We start from the raw sequence: 22,263 nt of genomic DNA, 5'->3' as shown, positions 1-22,263 counted from the left end.
CGGCGGCGATCCGCACCGCCCGCCGCCCCGGCCGCCCGGCCGCGCGTTCGGCCCGCACCGACGCCAACAGCGGCTCCGTCCCCTTGAGGTCGGCGATCAGCCGGTCCGCGGTCCGCGGCACCAGCTGACGGCACGTCCGCGCCGTGGCCCGCCGGGCCGCCAGCGCCGCCGGATGGTCCAGCACCTCGCGCAACACCGGACTCTGCTCCAACTGCTGTCGCAGCCGCCGCCCGGCCGTAACGGACACTCGGGCTTGCACAAGGGCCTCCTCGCCAGGCCTGGACCACAACGCTCGCAACCCCACCAGCTACCCAACCCGGTGTCAACGTCACCGACGGCTATGCCGGTTTTGCTCCTGAATATCCGATTGTCCTGACTGGCTGTCACCGATCGATCCACCGCCCGTACTCGTGTCGCACAGCGTGCTCGGCCCGTCACCCGGGTAGGACTTGGGAGTCCTGACCAGGCGTTGCCGAGACATCGCAGGAGCCGCGAGTGGCCGCTTACCACGACAGTGACGGAGTCGACGGGCTGAAGGTCCCGGCGCAGGACGCGCCGCCGCCGCCCGCCGAACTGCTGGCGCTGGCCCAGGCGTACGGGGTGGACACCCGGTATCCGGGGGCGGGCGGGCAGGCGGTGGGGGCGCGGACGCTGGTGGCCGTGCTGGCGGCGCTGGGGGTGGCGGCGGGTTCGCCGGAGGAGGTACGGGAGGCGTTGGAGCGTCACCGGACCGAACAGCACCGCAGGTTGCTGCCACCCTGCGTCGTCGCCCGACAGGGCCGACGCACCGCACTGGACGTCCCCGCCGATGTCCGGCTGCACATCGAGCTGGAGGACGGCGGCAGTTGGGAGCTGCCACGCGGCCACTCGCACTGGCTGCCCGCCGACCTCCCCCTCGGCCGACACACCCTCACGGCGGAGAGCAACGACAAGAAGCAGCAGTCCCCACTCATCGTCGCCCCCCAACAGCTGCCCCAACTCCCCGGCCGCAGCTGGGGCTTCCTCGCCCAGCTGTACTCCGTCCTCTCCGCCCGCTCCTGGGGCATGGGCGACCTCGGCGACCTCGCCGACCTCGCCCAGTGGGCCGGGGCCGAACTCGGCGCCGGCTTCCTCCAGATCAACCCCCTGCACCAGGGCCTTCCCGCGGCCCCCGGCACCCCCTCCGACCCGTCCCCCTACCGCCCCTCCTCCCGGCGCTTCGCCGACCCGGTCCACCTGCGGATCGAGGCCGTCCCCGAGTACGGCTACCTCACCGCCGAGCAGCGCCGGCAGGCCGACGACCTCACCCGCCGGGCTACCAGGCTGCGCGAGGAGGTCCTCGCCCACGACGGCCTGGTCGACCGCGACGCCGTCTGGGCCCTCAAACGCGAAGCCCTGGAGAGCCTCCACGAGGTCCCGCGCGCCCCCGGCCGCCAGGCCGCCTACGAGGCGTACCAGCGCCGCGAGGGGGAGTGGCTGCGCCGGCACGCGCTCTGGAACGCCCTGGCCGAGGTGCACGGCGCCGACTGGCACCACTGGCCGAAGGGCCTGCGTCACCCGAACGGCCCACACATCGACCAGGCCGCCAAAGAGCTCGAAACAAGCGTCGAGTTCCACCGCTGGCTCGCCTGGCAGGTCGACCAGCAGCTCGCCGCCGCCCAGCGCGCGGCCCGCGACGCCGGCATGCCGGTCGGTCTGATCCACGACCTCGCCGTCGGCGTCCACCCGGACGGCGCCGACGCCTGGGCGCTCCAGGACGTCCTGGCCGGCGGCATCTCGACCGGCGCCCCGCCGGACGCCTTCAACGCCCACGGCCAGGACTGGGGCCTGCCGCCCTGGCGCCCGGACGCCCTGGCCAAGGCCGGCTACGCCCCGTACGCGGAACTCCTGAAGGCCGCCACGCGGCACGCGGGCGCGCTCCGCATCGACCACGTGATGGGCCTCTTCCGCCTCTGGTGGGTCCCGAACGGCCACCCGCCCACCGAGGGCGCCTACGTCCGCTACGACGCCGAGGCGATGCTCGGCGTCCTCGCACTGGAGGCGCACCGGGCGGGCACCGCGGTGATCGGCGAGGACCTGGGCACGGTCGAGCCGGGCGTACGGGAGGAACTGGCGGCCCGCGGCATCCTGGGCACCTCCGTCCTCTGGTTCGAACGGGACTGGGGCAACGCCGGGCAGATCCTGCCCCCCGACCGCTGGCGCCCCGGCTGCCTGGCCACCCTCACCACCCACGACCTGCCCAGCACCGCCGCCCGGCTCTCCGGCGAACACGTCGAGCTGCGCCACCGCCTGGGCCTGCTCGCCCGCCCACTCTCCGAGGAGCAGGACGAGGCCGCCGCCGAGCTGGCCGACTGGCGGGCCGAACTGATCGCGCGAGGCCTGCTCACCCCCGACGAGCCCGTCTCCATGCCCGCCCTCTACCGCTTCCTGCGCGCGACCCCGGCCGAACTGGTCGGCGTCTGGCTGCCGGACCTGGTCGGCGACCCGCGCCCGCAGAACCTGCCCGGCACCTGGGACCAGTACCCGAACTGGCGCCTCCCGGTCGCCGACGGCGCGGGCGACCCGGTCACCCTGGACCACCTCGCCGCCACCCCCGCCGCCCGCCTCCTCGCCCACCTCCTGGCCCCGCCCAGCCCCCGGAACCCGTCACCGGGAGCCCCGGAACCCGCAAGCGGAACCCACACCACCACCCCGACGCGCGCCCTCCCGTAAGCGGCGGGTAAGTTGGAAACGTGGACAAGAGGAACGCTTTGCGAGCCGGCGCGGTCTCCGCAACGGTCACGCTGATGATGCTGCTGTCGTCGCCCGCCATGGCCCTCACCAGGGACGACGGCGACGACCCGGGTGCCGGCCTGAGCGTCGGCCAGACCATCGGCCTGTACGTGCTGATCCCGCTCGCCGCGTTCGTCGTCATCGCGGCCCTCGCCGGTCTGCCGTACGGCAAGAAGAAGAAGTAACCGCCGCGTCCACCAAGGACCCGCAAGACCCGTTGGACCCGCAGTACGCGCAAGACCCGCACAACCCCGAAGGGGCGCCGGACGATCCGTCCGGCGCCCCTTCAGGCCTTTCCAGGGCAGGTCACCGGCCCCCGGCGGCCTTGTCGACCACCTGCGCCTTGAGCGCCCGCTCGATCCCGGCCCGCGACTCGACGACCTGACGCCGCAGCGCCGGCGCCGGCTCGGCCGAGGCCAGCCAGGCGTCCGTGGCGGCCAGCGTCGCCTCGGAGACCTGCAGCGCCGGGTACAGCCCGACGATGATCTGCTGCGAGATCTCGTGACTGCGGGTCTCCCAGATGCCCTTGACCGCGGCGAAGTACTTCTCCGCGTACGGCGCCAGCAGCTCCCGCTGGTCCGACTGCTGGAAGCCGGCGATCATGGCCTCCTGCACGTAGTTGGTCAGGTTGTCCGCCTCCACCACCGCGGCCCAGACCGCGGCCTTGGCCTCGGCGGTCGGGCGGGCGGCGCGGCAGGAGGCGGCGTGCTCCTGGCCGGCCGCGGTGTTGTCCCGCTCCAGCTCGGCGACGATCGCGGCCTCGTCGGCCCGGCCGGTGGCGGACAGCCGGGACAGCAGGACCCAGCGCAGCTCGGTGTCCACCGCCAGGCCCTTGAGCTCCACCGTGCCGTCCAGCAGCCCGGCGAGGAGGTCCAGCTGACCGTCCGTGCGGGCGACCGCGGCGAGGGTGCGGGCCCAGGCCAGCTGGTGGTCGCTGCCGGGCTCGGCGGCGCGCAGGTGCTCCTCGGCGGCGGCGGCCCAGCGGGCGAGGCCCTGCTCGCGCCAGTCCGGGTCGGTGTAGGCGTCCAGGGCGAGCTTGACCTGGCGCTGCACGGACTGCACCACGCCGATGTCGCTCTCCCGGCCGAGGCCGGACAGCGCCAGCGCGAGGTAGTCGCGGGCGGCCAGTTCGCCGTCGCGGGTCATGTCCCAGGCGGAGGCCCAGCACAGCGCGCGCGGCAGCGAGTCGGTGAAGCCGCCGAGGTGCTCGGTGACGACGGCCATCGAGTCCTCGTCCAGCCGGATCTTGGCGTACGTCAGGTCGTCGTCGTTGAGCAGCACGACGGCCGGCCGGTGCCGCCCGACCAGCTCGGGCACCTCGGTGCGCGCGCCGTCGAGGTCCAGCTCGATCCGGTCGGTGCGCACCAGCGAGCCGTCCACCAGCTCGTACAGGCCGATGGCGATCCGGTGCGGGCGCAGCACGGCCTCGCCCTTGGCGCCGGCGGGCAGCGCGGGGGCGTCCTGCAGAACCGCGAACGACTCGATGTCACCGTCCGTGTTCACCACCAGAGACGGCCGCAGCACGTTGATGCCGGCGGTCTCCAGCCAGGACTTGGACCAGGCCTTGAGGTCGCGCCCGCTGGCCTCCTCCAGCGCCCCGAGCAGGTCACTCAGCCGCGTGTTGCCCCAGGCGTGGCGCTTGAAGTACGCCCGCACGCCCTCGAAGAAGGCGTCCTGGCCGACGTACGCCACCAGCTGCTTGAGCACCGAGGCGCCCTTGGCGTAGGTGATGCCGTCGAAGTTGACCTGGACGTCCTCCAGGTCGTTGATGTCCGCCATGATCGGGTGGGTGGACGGCAGTTGGTCCTGCCGGTAGGCCCAGGTCTTCATCTGGTTGGCGAACGTGGTCCAGGAGTGCGGCCACTTGGAGCCGGGGGCCTCGGCCTGGCAGACGGCCTCGGCGAAGGTCGCGAAGGACTCGTTGAGCCAGAGGTCGTTCCACCACTCCATGGTGACGAGGTCGCCGAACCACATGTGGGCGAGCTCGTGCAGGATCGTCGCGGCACGCGACTCGTACGCGGCGTCGGTGACCTTGGAGCGGAACACGTACTGGTCGCGCAGGGTGACGGCGCCCGCGTTCTCCATCGCGCCGGCGTTGAACTCCGGGACGAAGAGCTGGTCGTACTTGGGGAACGGGTACGGGTAGTCGAACTTCGCCTGGAAGTAGTCGAAGCCCTGCTTGGTGACCTCGAAGATCGCCTCGGCGTCCAGGTACTCGCGCAGCGAGGGACGGCAGTAGACGGCCAGCGGCACGCGCTGCTCGCCGTTCTCGTAGGTGTCGAAGACGCCCACGTACGGGCCGGCGACCAGCGCGGTGATGTAGCTGGAGATCCGGCCGGTGGGCTCGAACTTCCAGACCTGGGTGGCGCCTTCGCCGACCGGCTCGGGGGTGGGCGAGTTGGAGACCACGACCCAGCCGGTGGGGGCGGTCACGGTGAACGCGAACGTGGCCTTCAGGTCCGGCTGTTCGAAGTTCGCGAAGACCTGTCGGGCGTCCGGCACCTCGAACTGGGTGTACAGGTAGGTCTCGCCGTCGACCGGGTCGACGAACCGGTGCAGGCCCTCACCGGAGTTGCTGTAGGAGCAGTCGGCGACCACCCGCAGCTCGTTCTCGGCCGCCAGGCCGGGCAGCGGGATGCGGCTGTCGGCGAAGCTCGCCGGGTCGAGCGCCGCACCGTTGAGGGTGATCTCCTCGACGCCGGGGGCGACGAGGTCGATGAAGCTGTCGGCGCCGGGGGTGGTGGCGGTGAACCGGACCACGGTCGTGGACCGGAAGGTGCCGCCCTCGCGGGCCGAGCCGAGGTCGAGCTCGATGTCGTACGCGTCCACCCGGATGAGGTCGGCCCGGGTGCGGGCCTCTTCGCGGGTCAGGTTGGTGCCGGGCACTCGCTGCACTCCTTCGTCAGGCTGATGGATCGAATCCTCGCATGCCCGACAGGTGGCCGACCGGATAAGACGAAGGCGGGACGGGCCCGGGCCACCGGCCCGTACCCGCCCCGCCGTCATCGACCGGAGCGCGTCACTTCCGCCACTTGGTCAGCGGACCGTCGCTGCTGGTGTAGCGGCGGAACGCGTACACCGCGTTGCCGTCGTCCGAGACGAAGTACACCGAGGTGCTGGCGCTGATGTCGAACTTCCCGTTCGCGTTCGCCATGGTGCCGATGTCGGTCATCGAGCCGTCGGTCGGCGAGAGCGTCACCAGCCGGGACGGCTTGTCGTAACCCTGCGAGACCACGGCCCGGATCTTGCCGTCCTTGTCGGTGCCGGTGACCAGCCGGATGTCGCTGCCGCTGCTGTCGCCCGGGCTGGCCGCCCACAGGCGCTTGCCGGTGTTCAGGTCGTAGGCGTTGATGGCCGGCTTGGTCGGGTTGACCTGGACGTACAGGGTGCTGCCGCTCACCACGTTGCGGGTGAAGGCGGTGTCCTGGCCGGACAGGCGCAGGCTGTCCGAGCCGGGCTCCTTGACGGACATCTGGTTGCCCGGCTTGTTGTCCTTGTCGAACGGCAGGATGTAGTCGCCGTTCGGACCGTTGGTGATCAGCAGGACCAGCGGCTTGTCCTGGATGACCGAGTCGACCTGCTCGATGGTGCCGGTCAGGGTGATCGGCGTGCTGGCGGGCTTGCCGGAGTCGGCGTTCACGATGACCAGCTGCGACTTCGGGCCGCTGGTCATGTAGCAGCGGTCGCTGATCGCGATCTGGTTGCCGGCCGCGCGGGCGCGCATGGTGCAGTCCTTGTCGCGCGGCTGGTACTGCCAGGCCTGCTGGCCGGTGGCGACGCTCAGCCCGGCCACCGCGTTGCCGCCGACGACGACCACGTTGTCGGTGACGCTCAGGGTCGGCTGGGAGAGCCGGTCGGCGGTGGCCTTGACGGTCCACAGCAGCTTGCCCTGGGTGAGGTCGATCGCGCCGACGGTGGAGCAGTCGTAGTCGCCGGTGTTGAACGCGACGGCGGCGATGTTCTTGGAGTTGGAGGTGTACGAGGCGCTGCACACCTCCTTGCTGCCGGACGGCACCGGGATGTTCCAGGCGGGCTTGCCGTCGGTCAGGTTGTAGGCCTTGACGCCGTCGCCGTCCACGCGCACGGCGTACTTGTCGGTGCCCCAGATGCCGAGCAGCTGGTTGGTGGCGTCCGTGTTGGCCGGCGACGGGGCGTTCCACGCGACGTTGAAGGTGGCCTTGGAGTCCGGCGCCGGCGAGACGCTGTTCCCGCCGTCCGTGCCCGCGACGCTGCTGGAGCCGCCCGAGTTCGCCACCGGGCCGGGCCCGGGGCCCGGGTCCGGCTTGGGGTCGTTCGGCTTGAGCAGCACGACCAGCCCGATCACGATCGCGATCGCCAGCACGCCGCCGATGATCCCGCCCCACAGCATCACGGGGTTGCGCTGCTTGGGCGCCACCGGCACCGGCGCACCCGGGTAGGTGTACCCGCCCTGCTGCTGGTAGTCGTACCCGCCGGTGGCGTACCCCTGGGCGGCGTCCGGCGCGGGGTAACCGCCCCCGTTCACCGGGTCGTACGGCCCGATCGGCGCACCGGCCGGCGGCGGCGGAGCCTGGGCGGGGATGCCGGGCGCGGTCGGCGCGTACGCCCCGTAGTCCACGCCCCCCATCGGCGGCTGGGCCGGAGGCGCCGGCGGCTGGGCCGGCGGCGGACCGACCGGCGGCCGCCCCGGAACCGCCGAACCGTCGAGCTGTGTCATCTGGTCCGCGACGGCGGCGGGATCCACGCCGCCTGCCGGGCGCCCGAACGAAACGCCCCGGTTGTCCTGCGGGCCACTGCCCGATGCGTCGCCTGCACCCGGCGTAGGGTGATCCCCTGCCATCTGATTCCCCGTCATGTCTGGATGCGTCCCCCGGCCGGTACCGTCCACGGTCCGGTGGGACGGGTGAGATTGGGCACCATGCTAGTGGCGGCCGGTTTCAGGCCGCCGCCAGGACCACGGAACCCCACCCCCACACCCCCTGACCACGCAACACCTTCACCCCCCACCCACCCCACCCCCACGCCCCACGGCCCCGCAGGACAAACCCCGCGCACCCGCACCAAAACCACCCCCACCCCGCACACCCCTCCCCACACCCGGCAATCCCCCCACCCACCCAGCCCCCGCGCCCCCCACCCAGCCCCCGCGCCCCCCACCCTCCCCCACCCTCCCTCCCTCCCCCTCCCCACCGGGCGAGAGGGACGCGCTGCGGAAGGGGGCGGCGCAGGGGGTGGCTGCGGAGAGGGGCGTGACGGGTGATTTTCAGACTGCCAACGGCGCCCAGCCCCCCACCCACAGGGTCGGCAGTCCGAAAATCATCCAGCCCCCGGAGCGGCCACCCCCGGAGCCGCCCCCGGCACCCACCCTCCCGAAAGCCCACCCCCACAAACAGACCCCCGCGTCAGCGTCCCCCCACCCCGTAGGCTTCAGGAGTTGAAGGGGAAGCCCGGCGGAGGGTTCCCCACCCCTGGGAGGGTGGATCATGTCGACGGACACACCGGGCTCACAGTCGTCCCTGCACCGGGCGAACCTGGAACGGGTGCTCCGCGCGGTGCGGATGGCCGGCTCGCTCACCCAGGCCGAGATCGCCCGTGGCACCGGCCTCTCCGCGGCCACCGTCTCCAACATCGTGCGGGAACTGAAGGAGAGCGGCACCGTGGTGGTCGCCGACACCTCCTCCGGCGGCCGCCGCGCCCGCAGCGTCTCGCTGAGCGGTGACGCGGGCATCGTGGTGGGCATCGACTTCGGCCACACCCACCTCCGGGTGGCCGTCGGCAACCTCGCGCACCGGGTGCTGGCGGAGGAGAGCGCCCCGATCGACGTGGACGTCTCCGCCGCGCAGGGCTTCGACCGGGCGGAGGCGATGGTCGAGCGGCTGCTGGAGCAGGCCGGGTTCCGCCCGGAGAAGGTGATCGGGGTGGGCCTCGGGGTGCCCGGCCCGATCGACGTGGAGACCGGCGCGCTGGGTTCGACCGCGATCCTGCCCGGCTGGACGGGCATCGCCCCGGGCCGGGAGCTGGCGGAGCGGCTCGGCATGGCGGTGCACGTGGACAACGACGCCAACCTGGGCGCGCTGGGCGAGCTGGTCTGGGGCGCCGGCCGGGGCCTGAGTGACCTCGCGTACATCAAGGTCGCCAGCGGGGTGGGCGCGGGCCTGGTGGTGAACGGCCAGATCTACCGCGGCCCGGGCGGCACCGCGGGTGAGATCGGGCACATCACCCTGGACGAGGCCGGCCCGGTCTGCCGCTGCGGCAACCGCGGCTGCCTGGAGACCTTCGTCGGCTCCCGCTACCTGCTCTCGCTGCTCACCTCCACCCTGGGCGCGGACCTTACCCTGCCCCGGGTGGTGGAGCTGGCCCACCAGGGCGACCTGGGCTGTCGCCGGGTGATCGCCGACGCCGGCCGCCAGATCGGTACGGGCGTGGCGACCTTGTGCAACCTGCTCAATCCGCGCCGGGTGATCCTCGGCGGCGACCTCGCCGAGGCCGGGGAGCTGGTGCTGGCCCCGATCCGGGACTCGGTGGCCCGCTACGCCATCCCCAGCGCAGCCCGTCAGCTGTCGGTGGTCCCCGGCACCCTCGGCGGCCGGGCCGAGGTGCTCGGCGCGCTGGCCCTGGTGATGAGCGAGATGGGCGAGTCCGGCGCCCTCGGCCATCGCTGAGCCGCGCACCCCACGCGCTCACCCGGACAGCCGCAGCCACCGGCGAACACCTGTTCGTCAATACGAATTGACGCACACCCCCCGACCGACCTCCGGGAATGGCGGTAACCGGCCGGTGGCACCGGGCGTGCCGCTCGGCGTCCGCCAAGCGGACATTAGACTCGACCGGTCGGTACCGGCCGCGACCACCGGCCTGCCGCCGGACCGGGCAGCGACGCCCGTCGGACCGTCCGTGGTCCGCGAACACTGAACGAGGAGGAACGGGTGGCCCTGCTGACCCGCATTCGGGGACCGCGCGATCTCGACCGGCTCACGCCCGGACAGCTGGCCGCACTGGCCCAGGAGATCCGGACCTTCCTGGTGACCGAGGTCTCCAAGACGGGCGGCCACCTCGGGCCCAACCTTGGCGTGGTGGAGCTCACCATCGCGCTGCACCGCGTCTTCGACTCGCCGCGCGACCGCGTCCTCTTCGACACCGGCCACCAGAGCTACGTCCACAAGCTGCTCACCGGCCGCCAGGACTTCTCCCGGCTGAAGATGAGCGGCGGCCTGTCCGGCTACCCGTCCCGCGCCGAGTCCGAGCACGACGTGATCGAGAACTCGCACGCCTCCACGGTCCTCTCGTACGCCGACGGCCTGGCCAAGGCCAACAAGATCCAGGGCAAGGCCGACCCGGTCGTCGCCGTCATCGGTGACGGCGCGCTCACCGGCGGCATGGCCTGGGAGGCGCTCAACAACATCGCCGACGCCAAGGACCTGCCGGTCGTCATCGTCGTCAACGACAACGAGCGCTCCTACTCGCCGACCATCGGCGGCCTGGCCAACCACCTCGCCACGCTGCGCACCACCCAGGGCTACGAGCGCTTCCTCTCCTGGGGCAAGGACGCCCTCCAGCGCACCCCGGTGGTCGGCCAGCAGCTGTTCGAGACCCTGCACGGCGCCAAGAAGGGCCTCAAGGACTTCATCGCCCCGCAGGGCATGTTCGAGGACCTCGGCCTCAAGTACATCGGCCCGATCGACGGCCACGACCTGACGGCCCTGGAGTCCGCGCTGACCAAGGCGCGCGGCTTCGGCGGCCCGGTGATCGTGCACTGCCTGACCGAGAAGGGCCGCGGCTACCACGCCGCCGAGAACAACGACGAGGACCGCTTCCACGCCGTCGGCGTCATCCACCCGGACACCGGCCTGCCGGTCAAGAACTCGGGCAAGGACTGGACGTCCGTCTTCGGCGAGGAGATGGTCGCCCTCGGCCACGAGCGCGAGGACATCGTCGCGATCACCGCCGCGATGCTCCACCCGGTCGGGCTGGCCCCCTTCGCCAAGGCCTTCCCGGACCGCATCTTCGACGTCGGCATCGCCGAGCAGCACGCCGTCACCAGCGCCGCCGGCCTGGCCACCAACGGCCTGCACCCGGTGTTCGCGGTCTACGCGACGTTCCTGAACCGGGCCTTCGACCAGGTCCTGATGGACGTCGCCCTGCACAAGCTGGGCGTCACCTTCGTGCTCGACCGGGCCGGTGTCACCGGCACGGACGGCGCCTCGCACAACGGCATGTGGGACATGTCGATCCTCCAGGTCATCCCGAGCCTGCGGCTGGCCGCCCCGCGCGACGCGGACCAGGTCCGCGCCCAGCTGCGGGAGGCCGTCCAGGTCGAGGACGCCCCGACGGTGGTCCGCTACTCCAAGGGCACGGTCGGCCCGGCCGTCCCCGCGGTCGGCCGGGTCGGCGGCATGGACGTGCTGCGCGCCGCCGAGGAGTCCGCCGGCGCCCACCGCGCCGACGTGCTGATCGTCTCGGTCGGCGCGATGGCCCCGACCAGCCTGGAGGTCGCCGAGCTGCTGGCCGCCCGGGGCGTCACCGCCACCGTGGTGGACCCGCGCTGGGTCAAGCCGGTGGACGAGGCCCTGCCGGGTCTGGCCGCCGAGCACCGGGTGGTCGTCACGATCGAGGACAACGGCCGGGTGGGCGGCGTGGGCGCCGCCGTCGCCCAGGCGCTGCGGGACGCGGACGTGGACCTGCCGGTGCGCGACTTCGGCATCCCGCAGGAGTTCCTGGACCACGCCAGCCGGAACGAGATCCTGGCCGAGATCGGTCTGAACGCCCCCGACATCGCCGAGAAGGTGGCAGCCCTGGTCGCCAAGCTGGACGCGGCGCGGGTCGAGGCCTGAGGCGCGGTCGGCGGAACGGGTCGGCAGTCCGCTGCCGGGTGACCCGTTCCGCCGACGACCGATTGTCGTAACCCCGTAACAGTTCGTCACGGAGCAGGCTGACAATCGCACTGAATGGCGGGACCGGCGCCATCCATGCCGATCCCGCCCGGTAGGTTGTCAACCGTGCCCACCCCCACCCGCCTCCGCCTCGCCGGACTGGTCGACCGCCTGCCCGCGCGCGCGCGTACCCACATCCGCCAGGGGTACTGGACGAGGCTGGTGCCGCTGCTCACGCTGGTCGCGGTGGCCACCCACATCCCGTCCTTCGCCCGGCCGGTCTGGAGCCCCGACGAGGGCTTCCTGGCCACCCAGGCGCGGATGCTCGCCGACGGCGGAGTCCTCTACGACACCGTGGTGGACCGCAAGCCGCCGCTGCTCCCCTGGCTCTACCAGGCCTCCTTCGCCGTCTTCGGCTCCGCCTCGCTGTGGCCGCTGCGCACCCTGGCGGTGGCGGCCCACCTGGTCACCGCGATCCTGCTGGCCTCGATCGCCCGCGGCCGCTGGGGCAACCGGGCCGGGGCCGGCGCCGGACTGCTCTACCTGTTGGTCTCCATCGGGCTCTCCCCGGAGGACACCCAGGCGGCGACCTTCGAGGTCTTCATGCTGCCCGCGATGGTGGCCGCCTTCCGGTACGCCGAGCGGCGCCGCTGGCTGGCCGCGGGCATCGCGGTCGCGCTCTGCTCGCTGACCAAGCAGACCGGCGGGGCGGTGCTGCTGCCGGTGCTCTGGATGCTCCTGCAGGACGCCCGCCGACGAGGGGTGCGCTGGCCGCCCGCGCTGTTCAAGATCGGGTTCGGTTTCGCGGTGCCGATAGCCCTGGTGGCGGTCATCCTGACCAAGCCCAAGGGCTTCCTCTTCTGGGTGGTCACCGGCAGCGGAGACTACGCCTCCTTCGGCGGCGCCTGGCTGCAGATGCTCGGCCGGGCCTTCGGCAACCTGGGCATCCTGGTCGTGGCGGGCCTCGGCTTCCTGTTCCCGGTCGGCCGCCGGCTCTGGTTCAAGTACCGCCACCGCCCGCTGCCGGTGGCCGGCGAGGAGCACGGCTCGACCACCGACCTGTGGGTCTGGCTGCTCTCCTCGGCCGTCGCGGTCAGCGTGGGCTTCCACTTCTTCGGCCACTACTACCTGCAGCTGATCCCCCCGCTGGTGCTGCTGGGCACCGGCGCGGTCGCCACCTCGGCGATCCGCTGGAAGCCGGTCCTGGTGTACACCACGGTCGCCGCCACGGTGTTCTGGGGCCTGGCGCTGGCCTGGCCGGGGGAGCAGATGAGCCGCAACACCGAGGTCGCCACCGCGGTCGCCGCCCAGACCACCCCCAAGGACACGATGCTGGTCTGGGGCATGCACCCCGAGCTGTACTGGCTGGCCGACCGCAAGCCCGCGAGCCGCTACCTGACTGCCGGCTTCCTCACCAACTACAGCGGCGGCAAGGACGGCAGCGGCAACGTGGGCGAGCAGTTCAGCGTCAACAACGCCTGGCAGACCTTCGACAAGGAGCTCGCCAACGGCCTGCCGGAGATCTTCGTGGACGACTCCGGCGTCGCCCCGTACCAGCCCGTGCTGGTCCCGCGGATCGAGAACCTGCTGGACACCCACTACGAGATGATCGGCGTCATCGGCGACACCGTCGTCTACCGCCTCAAGCACTGAGGCCCGAGCGGCGCCGAAGAACACGGAGGAGCCCCCGGCGACCGAGGTCGCCGGGGGCTCCGCTCGTAGCGCTACGCCTTACGCGGGCACCGAGGCCACGCCGGGGGCGAGGAACTTCTTGCCGTTCACCCGCTCCGAGACGCCCTCACGGTCCAGGTACGGGGTGATCCCGCCCAGGTGGAAGGGCCAGCCGGCGCCGGTGATCATGCAGAGGTCGATGTCCTGGGCCTCGCCGACGACACCCTCCTCCAGCATCAGGCCGATCTCCTGGGCCACGGCCTCCAGGGAGCGGTTCAGGACCTGCTCCTCGGTGAGCACCGAGTCGCCGAAGGTCAGCAGCTCCAGCACCTCGGGGTCGAGGACCTGCTTGCCGTCCACCCAGGTGTAGAAGCCGCGCTTGCCGGCCTTGACCACCTTGCCGAGGTTCTCGGAGACGGTGAACCGCTCCGGGAAGGCGCCGGCCAGGGTCTCCGAGACGTGCAGGGCGATGGCCGGGCCGACCAGCTCCAGCAGCACGATCGGGGACATCGGCAGGCCGAGCGGCTCGACGGCCTTCTCGACGCTGGCGATCGGGGTGCCCTCGTCGATGATGTTCTGGATCTCGCCCATGAAGCGGGTCAGGATCCGGTTCACCACGAACGCCGGGGCGTCCTTGCAGAGCACCGAGGTCTTCTTCAGCTTCTTCGACACGGCGAAGGCGGTGGCCAGCGACGCGTCGTCGGTCTGCTCGCCGCGGACGATCTCCAGCAGCGGCAGGATCGCGACCGGGTTGAAGAAGTGGAAGCCGACGACCCGCTCGGGGTGCTTCAGCTTCGAGGCCATCTCGGAGACCGACAGCGAGGAGGTGTTGGTCGCCAGCACACAGGTCGGCGAGACCACGTTCTCCAGGTCCGCGAAGACGGTCTGCTTGACGCCCATCTCCTCGAACACGGCCTCGATGACGAAGTCCGCGTCGCCGAAGGCGGCGGCCTTGTCCAGCGAGCCGGTGACCAGGCCCTTGAGGCGGTTGGCCTTGTCCTGGCCGATCCGGCCCTTGCCGAGCAGCTTGTCGATCTCGGCGTGGACGTAGCCGACGCCCTTGTCGACGCGCTCCTGGTCGATGTCGGTGAGGACCACCGGCACCTCCAGACGGCGGGCGAACAGCAGCGCCAGCTGCGAGGCCATCAGGCCGGCACCGACGACGCCAACCTTGGAGACCGGGCGGGCCAGCGACTTGTCCGGAGCACCGAACGGGCGCTTGGCCCGGCGCTGCACCAGGTTGAAGGCGTAGATGCCGCTGCGCAGCTCGCCGCTCATGATGAGGTCGGCCAGGGCCGCGTCCTCGGCGTCGAAGCCGGCCTGCAGGCTGGCCTTGTCGGCGAAGTCGGCGTCCTTGACGGCGGCGATGATGTCCAGCGCCTTGTAGGCGGCCGGGGCGGCGCCGTGCACCTTGGCGTCGGCGACCATGCGGCCCCAGAGGACGGCGTCGTCCCAGGCCTTGCCGCGGTCGATCGCCTCGCGCTCGACGACGACGTCGCCCTTGAGGACCTTGGCGGCCCACAGCAGCGACTGCTCCAGGAAGTCGGCCGGCTCGAAGATCGCGTCGGCGATCCCCAGCTCGAACACGTCCTTGCCCTTGAGCTGCTTGTTCTGGTTCATCGAGTTCTCGATGATGACCTTGACGGCCTTACCGGCACCGATCAGGTTCGGCAGGATGGTGCAGCCGCCCCAGCCGGGGACGAGGCCGAGGAAGACCTCGGGCAGCGAGAACGCCGGGACGCCCGCGGACACCGTGCGGTAGTCGCAGTGCAGGCCGACCTCGACGCCGCCGCCCATGGCCGCGCCGTTGTAGAAGGCGAAGGTCGGGACGGGCAGCGCGGCGATCCGCTTGAAGACCTCGTGGCCGCCCTTGCCGATGGCCAGCGCGTCGGCGTGCTGCTTGAGCAGCTCGACGCCCTTGAGGTCGGCGCCGACGGCGAAGATGAACGGCTTGCCGGTGATCGCGGCGCCGACGATCTTGCCCTCGGCGGCCTCGGCCTCGACCTGGTCCAGCGCCTCGGACAGCTTGAGCAGCGAGCCCGGGCCGAAGGTGGTCGGCTTGGTGTGGTCGAAGCCGTTGTCCAGGGTGATCAGGGCCAGCTTGCCGGCCTGCAGCGGCAGGTCCAGGTGGCGCACGTGCGCGGTCGTGACGACCTCGCCCGGGAACAGCTCGGCGCCGTGCTGGAGCAGCTCAGTGGTGTTGCTCATGCTCACTTACCACCCTCGAACTCGGCCGACTTTTCCGCGCCGCTCCAATGCGGGTTCTCCCAGATGATGGTGCCGCCCATGCCGAAGCCGATGCACATCGTGGTGAGGCCGTAGCGGACGTCCGGGCGCTGCTCGAAGCGGCGGGCCAGCTGGTTCATCAGGCGCACGCCCGAGGAGGCCAGCGGGTGGCCGAAGGCGATCGCGCCGCCGAACGGGTTGACCCGCTCGTCGTCGTCCGCGATGCCGTAGTGGTCCAGGAAGGACAGCACCTGAACGGCGAAGGCCTCGTTGACCTCGAAGGCCTGGATGTCGTCGATGGTCAGACCGGCCTTGGCCAGCGCCTTCTCGGTGGCCGGCACCGGGCCGATGCCCATGACCTCGGGCTCGACGCCCGCGAAGGCGTAGGAGACCAGGCGCATCTTGACCGGGAGGCCGAGCTCCTCGGCGACGTCCTCGGCGGCCAGCAGCGAGGCGGTGGCACCGTCGTTCAGACCGGCCGAGTTGCCCGCGGTGATGTTGCCGTGCGGGCGGAACGGGGTCTTCAGGCCGGCCAGCGACTCCATCGTGGTGCCCGGGCGCATCGGCTCGTCCACGGTGGCCAGGCCCCAGCCGGTCTCGCCGACCTCGGGGTTGGTGTTGCGGATCGAGATCGGCACCAGGTCGGGCTGGATGTCGCCGTTGGCGTACGCCTTGGCGGCCTTCTCCTGGGAGCGCACGGCGTAGGCGTCGCAGCGCTCCTTGGTGATGTGCGGGAAGCGGTCGTGCAGGTTCTCCGCGGTCATGCCCATGAACAGGGCGGACTCGTCGACCAGCTTCTCGGAGACGAAGCGCGGGTTCGGGTCCACGCCCTCGCCCATCGGGTGGCGGCCCATGTGCTCGACACCGCCGGCCACGACCACGTCGTACGCGCCGAAGGCGATGCCGCCGGCGGTGGCGGTCACGGCGGTCAGGGCGCCGGCGCACATGCGGTCGATCGAGTAACCGGGGACGGACTTCGGCAGGCCGGACAGCAGGGCGGCGGTGCGCCCGATGGTCAGACCCTGGTCGCCGATCTGCGTGGTGGCCGCGATGGCGACCTCGTCGATGCGCTCGACGGGCAGGTTCGGGTTACGGCGCACGAGCTCCCGGATGCACTTGACGACGAGGTCGTCGGCGCGCGTCTCGTGGTAGATGCCCTTCGGGCCGGCCTTGCCGAACGGGGTGCGGACGCCATCGACGAAGACGACGTCCCTCGCGGTACGAGGCACGGGGGCTCTCCTCCCAGGGACCAACATTTGAGGTGGGCAGGCTGCCGCCGGAAGAACCCGAGCGGCGCCGCATCACGGCCATGCTACCCGCCGGTAACCAACCTGCCCAGGCCTCTCGGAGGGTTCTGACCATGTGTCCCGCGACACGTCCGTCGGCACGTCCGACCAGGAAGGCTTCCCGCGGACGTCGAAGGGGATGCCGTCCGTGCGGACGACATCCCCTTTTCGGAGCCCTGCCGGCGGTGCTCCACCGGCGTTCCGGCGGCGGCCCGTCGGTGGATCAGCCCTCGGCGGTGGCGGTGGCGGCGGTGACGAAGGCGGTGGCCAGCACCGGCGCCACCAGGTCGACCTGCCACTGCCGGGCACCGAGCCGGCGCAGTGCGGCGGCCACGCCGTCGGCACTCGGATCGGCCGGCGGCTCCCAGGAGACCCGGCGCACCAGGTCCGGGGTGATCAGGTTCTCGGCCGGCAGGTGGTGGCGCTCGGCCAGCTCGCTGACCGCGGCGCGGGCGCCGGACAGCCGGGCGGCCGCGACCGGGTCCTTCTCCGCCCAGGCGCGCGGCGGCGGCGGTCCGTCGTGCGGTGCGGCGGCCGGCGGCAGCTGGTTCTCCGGGACCTCCCGGCCGCGCTGTACGGCCGCCAGCCACTGGTCCAGCTGGCGCCGGTGCAGCCGCGGACCGAAGCCCTGCACGGCCTGCAGCGCGGCGATGTTCAGCGGCATGGCCAGCGCGGCGTTGACGATCGCGGCGTCGGAGAGCACCCGGCCGGGGGAGACGTCGCGCTCCTGGGCCGTCCGGTCGCGGGCCAGCCACAGCTCGCGCACCACGGCCAGCTGGCGGCGCCGGCGGACCTTGTGCAGCTGCGAGGTGCGCCGCCACGGGTCGGTGCGCGGGGCCGGGCGGGGCGCGGCGGCGATCGCGGCGAACTCCTCCAGGGCCCAGCCGAGCTTGCCCTGGGCGTCCAGCTCCCGTTCGAGTGCGTCACGCAGCTCGACCAGCACCTCGACGTCCAGGGCGGCGTAGCGGAGCCAGGGTTCGGGCAGCGGGCGGGTGGACCAGTCGACCGCCGAGTGCTCCTTGGCCAGACTCAGCCCGAGCACGTTCTCGGTCATCGGCCCGAGGCCGACCCGGGCGAAGCCGGCGATCCGCCCGGCCAGCTCGGTGTCGAACAGCCGGGTCGGTCTCATGCCCACCTCGGCCAGGCACGGCAGATCCTGGGTGGCGGCGTGCACCACCCATTCGGCGTCCGCGATGGCGGCGCCCAGCCCGCTGAGGTCCGGGCAGGCGATCGGGTCGATCAGGGCGGAGCCGGCGCCGGCTCGGCGCAGCTGGATGAGGTACGCACGCTGGCCGTAGCGGTAGCCGGAGGCCCGCTCGGCGTCAACGGCGACCGGTCCGGTGCCCGCGGCGAAGGCGGCGATCGTGGCGGCCAGCGCCTGCTCGTCCGCCACGACGGGCGGGATCCCCTCCTTCGGTTCGAGGAGCGGGACCGGGGCTGCTTCTTCTGGGATGGCTGCTACGGCGTCGGTCACCCACCAAGGGTACGACGGTCCCTGGAACTGGGAGTGTTGTCGGACTGGTCAGACTGTTGATCGCCCGCTCTGCTACGCGTCCACCCGCGTCCGGGCCGTCGCTCGCGTGACCGTCCGCCCGAGTCCCCGGGCGCCAGCGGGCGAGCGTGCGGCGGCCCAGGAGGAACGTTCCTCCTGGGCCGCCGCAGCGGTTCGGCTCGGTCGACTCAGTGGATGATGCCGGTGCGCAGCGCGACCGCCACCATCCCGGCGCGGTCGCCGGTGCCGAGCTTGCGGGCGATCCGGGCGAGGTGGCTCTTCACGGTGAGCGCCGACAGGCCCATCGCCACGCCGATCGCCTTGTTCGACTGGCCCTCGGCGACCAGCCGCAGCACCTCGACCTCGCGGCCTGACAGCTCGCGGTAGGCGGCCTGCTGCGGGCCCGGTGCCCCGGGGGCTCCGGGCGCACCCGGGGCGCCGGTGGCACCCGGCATGCCCGGCATCCCGGGGCGGCGCATCCGGCCGGCCAGCCCGGCGGCACCGAGCGGCAGGCCCGGGCGGCCGGGCATCGCGACATTGGTGCGGGTGCCGGTGACCACGTATCCCTTGACACCGCCGGCCAGCGCGCTGCGGACGGCGCCGATGTCGTCGGCGGCGGAGAGGGCCAGGCCGTTGGGCCAGCCCGCGGCGCGGGTCTCGGCGAGGATGGTCAGCCCGGAGCCGTCCGGCAGATGGACGTCGGCGACGCAGATGTCACGTGGGGTGGAGACCCGGGGGCGGGCCTCGGCGATCGAGGACACCTCGATCACGTCGCGGACGCCGAGCGCCCAGAGGTGGCGGGTGACAGTGTTTCGGACGCGGGGATCAGCGATGACCACCATGGCGGTGGGCTTGGTCGGGCGGTAGGCGACCACGTTTGCGGGGTGCTCAAGAAGGACCGACACCAGGCCTCCTGCGGGGAGTGGCGGACGGAACCCCGAGGGGGCGGTCGGAGTGTTCCGCGTTCGGAAAGGGTCACAGTCTGCTTCGGCAGCTACCGTGCCCGGCTTTAGCGAAAGATCACGATCTAGTGAGTAACAATACGGACAAATCGCGCATATGACTGATGCGACATGCCTGGAATTCGTACAAAATCGATCAGATTCGTCACGGATCGGTCGACTTTGACCGGTTAATTGACGCAGAGCAGGACGGAAGTCACACTCCGTCAGTCCTGGGAGTGGCCGTCGGGGCCGAAGGTGCCGTCGGGGCCGGACGCCACCCGTCAGTGCGACCGCGGGCGTCGCCGGGCGGGCATCGGGACCACTCCACCGAGTGACGTGACCTCGGTCGGGGTCTGCGGGGCCGGGGAGACCGGCGGCAGGCCGGCGCTGATGCAGAGCAGGTCGCCCCAGGCCGCCAGGTGCCGTTCGAAGCGGCCGTCGGCCGGGGTCCAGGAGGCCCGGATCTCGATCTCGGTCGAGGACGGGCGGTCCGCCAGGCCGCCGAAGTACTGCGAGGCACAGCGGGTCACCGTGCCGGACGGCTCCGCGTACCCTGCGCCGTGCGCCTGCAGGGCGTCCAGCAGCCAGGCCCAGCCGACCTCGGAGAGCATCGGGTCGCCGGCCATCTCCGGCTCCAGCTCGGCCCGGGTCATGGTGACCACCCGGAACTCCCCGTTCCAGGCCTCCTGCCCGGCCGGGTCGTACAGCAGCACCAGCCGGCCGTCGGCCAGCTCCTCGCCGTCCACCTCCACGGTGGCGGTCAGCGCGAACGCGTGCGGGGCCAGCCGGCGCGGGGCCGGCGCGGGGGAGAGCTGGACCTCGGGCCGCAGCCGCGCCCCGTCGAGGGCCTCCACGGCGGCCCGGAACTCGCTCGGCGCCCCCTCCCGACCTGTTCCGCCACCTGTTCCGCCACCCTGTGCGGGGTGCCCGCCGACCGCTGCCATGACCCGAAGACTAGGTCGAAAACCCGGGTTATCGCCGCAACTTCCGTCCGAGCGGCGTGCCGGAACGGCAAACCCGGCCAGATCTTGGAGGAACCGACGAGACCGCCCGAGAAGGGCGGCCCCAGGCGCGTGCGAAGATTTGACCCGTGAGCGAGACTACGGCAGACCCGACGGCGGCCACCCTCGACGGCCGAACCACCCCCGCGCGCCGCGGCGCCGCGTACGACTCCGCGTTCCTGCGCGCCTGCAGGCACGAGCCGGTGCCGCACACCCCGGTGTGGTTCATGCGCCAGGCCGGCCGCTCGCTGCCCGAGTACCTGAAGGTCCGCGAGGGCATCCCGATGCTGGACTCCTGCATGCGGCCCGAGCTGGTCAAGGAGATCACCCTCCAGCCGGTGCGCCGGCACAAGGTGGACGCGGCGATCTTCTACAGCGACATCGTGGTGCCGCTCAAGGCCGTCGGCATCGACGTCGACATCAAGCCCGGCATCGGCCCGGTCATCGCCGACCCGATCCGCACCTTCGAGGACCTCAAGCGGCTGCGCCCGCTGGAGCCCGACGACGTCCCCTATGTCACCGAGGCCGTCGGCCTGCTGGTGGACGAGCTCGGCGAGACCCCGCTGATCGGCTTCGCGGGCGCGCCGTACACGCTCGCCAGCTACCTGGTCGAGGGCGGGCCGTCCAAGAACCACGAGAACACCAAGGCCATGATGTACGGGCAGCCCGAGCTGTGGGCCGCCCTGGTGGACCGGCTCGCGGACATCACCTCCGCGTTCCTGAAGGTGCAGATCGAGGCCGGCGCCTCCGCGATCCAGCTGTTCGACTCCTGGGCCGGCGCGCTCGCGCCGGAGGACTACCGCCGCTCGGTCATGCCGGCCAGCGCCAAGGTCTTCGACGCCGTCGCCTCCTACGGGGTGCCGCGGATCCACTTCGGCGTCGGCACCGGCGAACTGCTCGGGCTGATGGGCCAGGCCGGCGCGGACATCGTCGGCGTCGACTGGCGGGTGCCGCTGGACGTCGCCGCCGAGCGGGTCGGCCCCGGCAAGGGCCTCCAGGGCAACCTCGACCCGGCGGTGCTGTTCGCGCCGACCGAGGTCGTCGAGACCAAGGCCCGCGAGGTGCTGCAGGCCGCCGAGGCGCTCGGCACCAGCGGCCACATCTTCAACCTCGGCCACGGTGTGATGCCGTCCATGGACCCGGACGCGCTCAGCCGGCTGGTCGCCTTCGTGCACGAGGCCAGCGCGCGCTGACGCCCCGCGGTGGCGGGCCCCCGGGGAGCCGGGGGCCCGCCACCGTCGCGTACCGGTCCGCTCAGTCCTCGGGCCCGGCGGGCTCGGCCTCCTCGTCCGGGGCGAGGGGTCGCGGCCTGGTCCGGCGCCAGTACCGGTAGACCAGCGCCGCCGGGATTCCGAGCACCAGCAGGAACGGCGCCACCGCGGCCAGCGCCACCACCAGTGCGGAGGCGATCGTCACCAGCACGTGCCAGCCGCCGCCGAGCGCGGAACCCACCGAGTCGCCGAAGCCCTCCTTCTCGGCCCTCGGTGCCGGGGTCGGCGTCGGCACCGCGACCTCGCGGCGGACCTCCAGCGTGACGGTCGAGTACGACGTCCGGGCGGACAGCTCCTTCTGCTGCTTCTGCAGCGACTCCAGGTCCGCCTCCCGGCGGCTCAACTCGCCCTCCAGCGAGGTGATATCGCTCAGCGACTTGGCCTGCGCCATCAGCGCCCGCACCCGGTCCACGCTCGCCTGTTGGGACTGCACCCGACTCGCCACGTCCGCGACCTGCTGGGTCAGGTCGTCCGCCTGGCTCTTGCGGGACACCACCTCGCCCAGGGCCGCCAGCTGGTCGACGGTCTGCTGGTAGGCCGCGGACGGGATCTTGAGCGTCAGCTGGCCGGACTCGTCCGCGCCGCCGCCGCTGACCGACTCGCCGCCCACGTAGCCGCCCGCTGCGGTAGTCAACTCCCTTGCCTTGCCCAGTACTTGGCTGACGTCCTTGGTGCGCAGGTCCAGCTGCGCGGTGTACGAGATCAGCCGGTTGTCGGCCACCGGGATGACCCCGGCCGCCGTCGCGGCGCCGGACGGCTGCGCACCCGCCGG

15 protein-coding genes are annotated in these 22,263 nt (G+C 72.2%); 6 read left to right on the top strand and 9 right to left on the bottom strand.

Going from position 1 to position 22,263, the window contains the following annotated elements:
* Positions 1-259 (bottom strand): hypothetical protein (locus tag BG452_RS08650; RefSeq protein WP_188303614.1); only part of this gene is annotated, 259 nt, incomplete at its 3' end.
* Positions 260-495: 236 nt separating this feature from the next.
* Between BG452_RS08650 and malQ the strand changes: the two genes are divergently transcribed.
* Together malQ and BG452_RS08640 are read left to right on the top strand one after the other, a co-directional pair.
* Complete coding sequence (malQ, locus tag BG452_RS08645; protein WP_411292903.1) at positions 496-2,691, top strand: 4-alpha-glucanotransferase; 2,196 nt, start codon at positions 496-498, stop codon at positions 2,689-2,691.
* A gap of 20 nt (positions 2,692-2,711) precedes the next feature.
* Complete coding sequence (locus tag BG452_RS08640; RefSeq protein WP_188303613.1) at positions 2,712-2,936, top strand: hypothetical protein; 225 nt, start codon at positions 2,712-2,714, stop codon at positions 2,934-2,936.
* A gap of 121 nt (positions 2,937-3,057) precedes the next feature.
* Here BG452_RS08640 and pepN read toward each other — a convergent pair whose 3' ends face one another.
* Together pepN and BG452_RS08630 are read right to left on the bottom strand one after the other, a co-directional pair.
* On the bottom strand, positions 3,058-5,637 hold the full coding sequence (gene pepN, locus BG452_RS08635) for an aminopeptidase N (RefSeq protein WP_188303612.1): 2,580 nt from the start codon (positions 5,635-5,637) through the stop codon (positions 3,058-3,060).
* Between the two features lie 133 nt (positions 5,638-5,770).
* Complete coding sequence (locus tag BG452_RS08630) at positions 5,771-7,348, bottom strand: PQQ-binding-like beta-propeller repeat protein (protein ID WP_188303611.1); 1,578 nt, start codon at positions 7,346-7,348, stop codon at positions 5,771-5,773.
* A gap of 865 nt (positions 7,349-8,213) precedes the next feature.
* Between BG452_RS08630 and BG452_RS08625 the strand changes: the two genes are divergently transcribed.
* The 3 genes from BG452_RS08625 (at position 8,214) to BG452_RS08615 (ending at position 13,253) form a co-directional block, all read left to right on the top strand.
* Complete coding sequence (locus BG452_RS08625; RefSeq protein ID WP_188303610.1) at positions 8,214-9,392, top strand: ROK family transcriptional regulator; 1,179 nt, start codon at positions 8,214-8,216, stop codon at positions 9,390-9,392.
* 264 nt (positions 9,393-9,656) lie between these two features.
* Complete coding sequence (dxs, locus tag BG452_RS08620; RefSeq protein ID WP_188303609.1) at positions 9,657-11,561, top strand: 1-deoxy-D-xylulose-5-phosphate synthase; 1,905 nt, start codon at positions 9,657-9,659, stop codon at positions 11,559-11,561.
* A 165-nt stretch (positions 11,562-11,726) separates the two neighbouring features.
* Complete coding sequence (locus tag BG452_RS08615; RefSeq protein ID WP_317620954.1) at positions 11,727-13,253, top strand: ArnT family glycosyltransferase; 1,527 nt, start codon at positions 11,727-11,729, stop codon at positions 13,251-13,253.
* Positions 13,254-13,331: 78 nt separating this feature from the next.
* Here the strand turns inward: BG452_RS08615 and BG452_RS08610 are convergent, their stop codons facing one another.
* The 5 genes from BG452_RS08610 to BG452_RS08590 form a co-directional block, all read right to left on the bottom strand.
* The gene (locus BG452_RS08610; RefSeq protein WP_188303607.1) at positions 13,332-15,479 is read right to left on the bottom strand and encodes a 3-hydroxyacyl-CoA dehydrogenase NAD-binding domain-containing protein; all 2,148 of its coding nucleotides are present in this window, start codon (positions 15,477-15,479) and stop codon (positions 13,332-13,334) included.
* A 2-nt stretch (positions 15,480-15,481) separates the two neighbouring features.
* A complete protein-coding gene (locus BG452_RS08605; RefSeq protein ID WP_188303606.1) occupies positions 15,482-16,726 on the bottom strand; it encodes a thiolase family protein in 1,245 nt (414 codons plus the stop codon).
* 280 nt (positions 16,727-17,006) lie between these two features.
* Positions 17,007-18,257 carry an HRDC domain-containing protein gene (locus BG452_RS08600; protein ID WP_188303605.1) on the bottom strand — a complete coding sequence of 417 codons (1,251 nt, stop codon included), beginning with the start codon at positions 18,255-18,257 and terminating at the stop codon, positions 17,007-17,009.
* 206 nt (positions 18,258-18,463) lie between these two features.
* Entirely contained in the window at positions 18,464-19,180 is a 717-nt protein-coding gene (locus BG452_RS08595) for a LuxR C-terminal-related transcriptional regulator (protein WP_188303604.1), read from the bottom strand.
* Positions 19,181-19,500: 320 nt separating this feature from the next.
* Positions 19,501-20,163 (bottom strand): DUF3000 domain-containing protein, encoded by a 663-nt coding sequence (locus tag BG452_RS08590; protein ID WP_188303603.1) that lies wholly within the window; start codon positions 20,161-20,163, stop codon positions 19,501-19,503.
* Positions 20,164-20,309: 146 nt separating this feature from the next.
* On the opposite strand from BG452_RS08590, the gene hemE reads away from it, so the two are divergent.
* Positions 20,310-21,413, top strand: a complete 1,104-nt coding sequence (gene hemE, locus BG452_RS08585) for a uroporphyrinogen decarboxylase (protein WP_188303602.1) — start codon at positions 20,310-20,312, stop codon at positions 21,411-21,413.
* Positions 21,414-21,474: 61 nt separating this feature from the next.
* Here the strand turns inward: hemE and BG452_RS08580 are convergent.
* The coding region (locus BG452_RS08580) for a DUF4349 domain-containing protein (RefSeq protein WP_188303601.1) at positions 21,475-22,263 on the bottom strand (789 nt) is incomplete at its 5' end.

Origin of the sequence: Streptomyces sp. CBMA123 (assembly GCF_014596465.1) — a bacterium.
GTDB lineage: Bacteria > Actinomycetota > Actinomycetes > Streptomycetales > Streptomycetaceae > Kitasatospora.
This window is presented reverse-complemented; position numbering and strand designations above follow the sequence as displayed.

What these genes read in the sequence shown, in the direction of transcription:
- BG452_RS08625 (WP_188303610.1), top strand. Translation starts at nt 8,214, where the DNA reads ATGTCGACGGACACACCGGGCTCACAGTCGTCCCTGCACCGGGCGAAC.
- BG452_RS08610 (WP_188303607.1), bottom strand. Translation starts at nt 15,479, where the DNA reads ATGAGCAACACCACTGAGCTGCTCCAGCACGGCGCCGAGCTGTTCCCG.
- BG452_RS08590 (WP_188303603.1), bottom strand. Translation starts at nt 20,163, where the DNA reads ATGGCAGCGGTCGGCGGGCACCCCGCACAGGGTGGCGGAACAGGTGGC.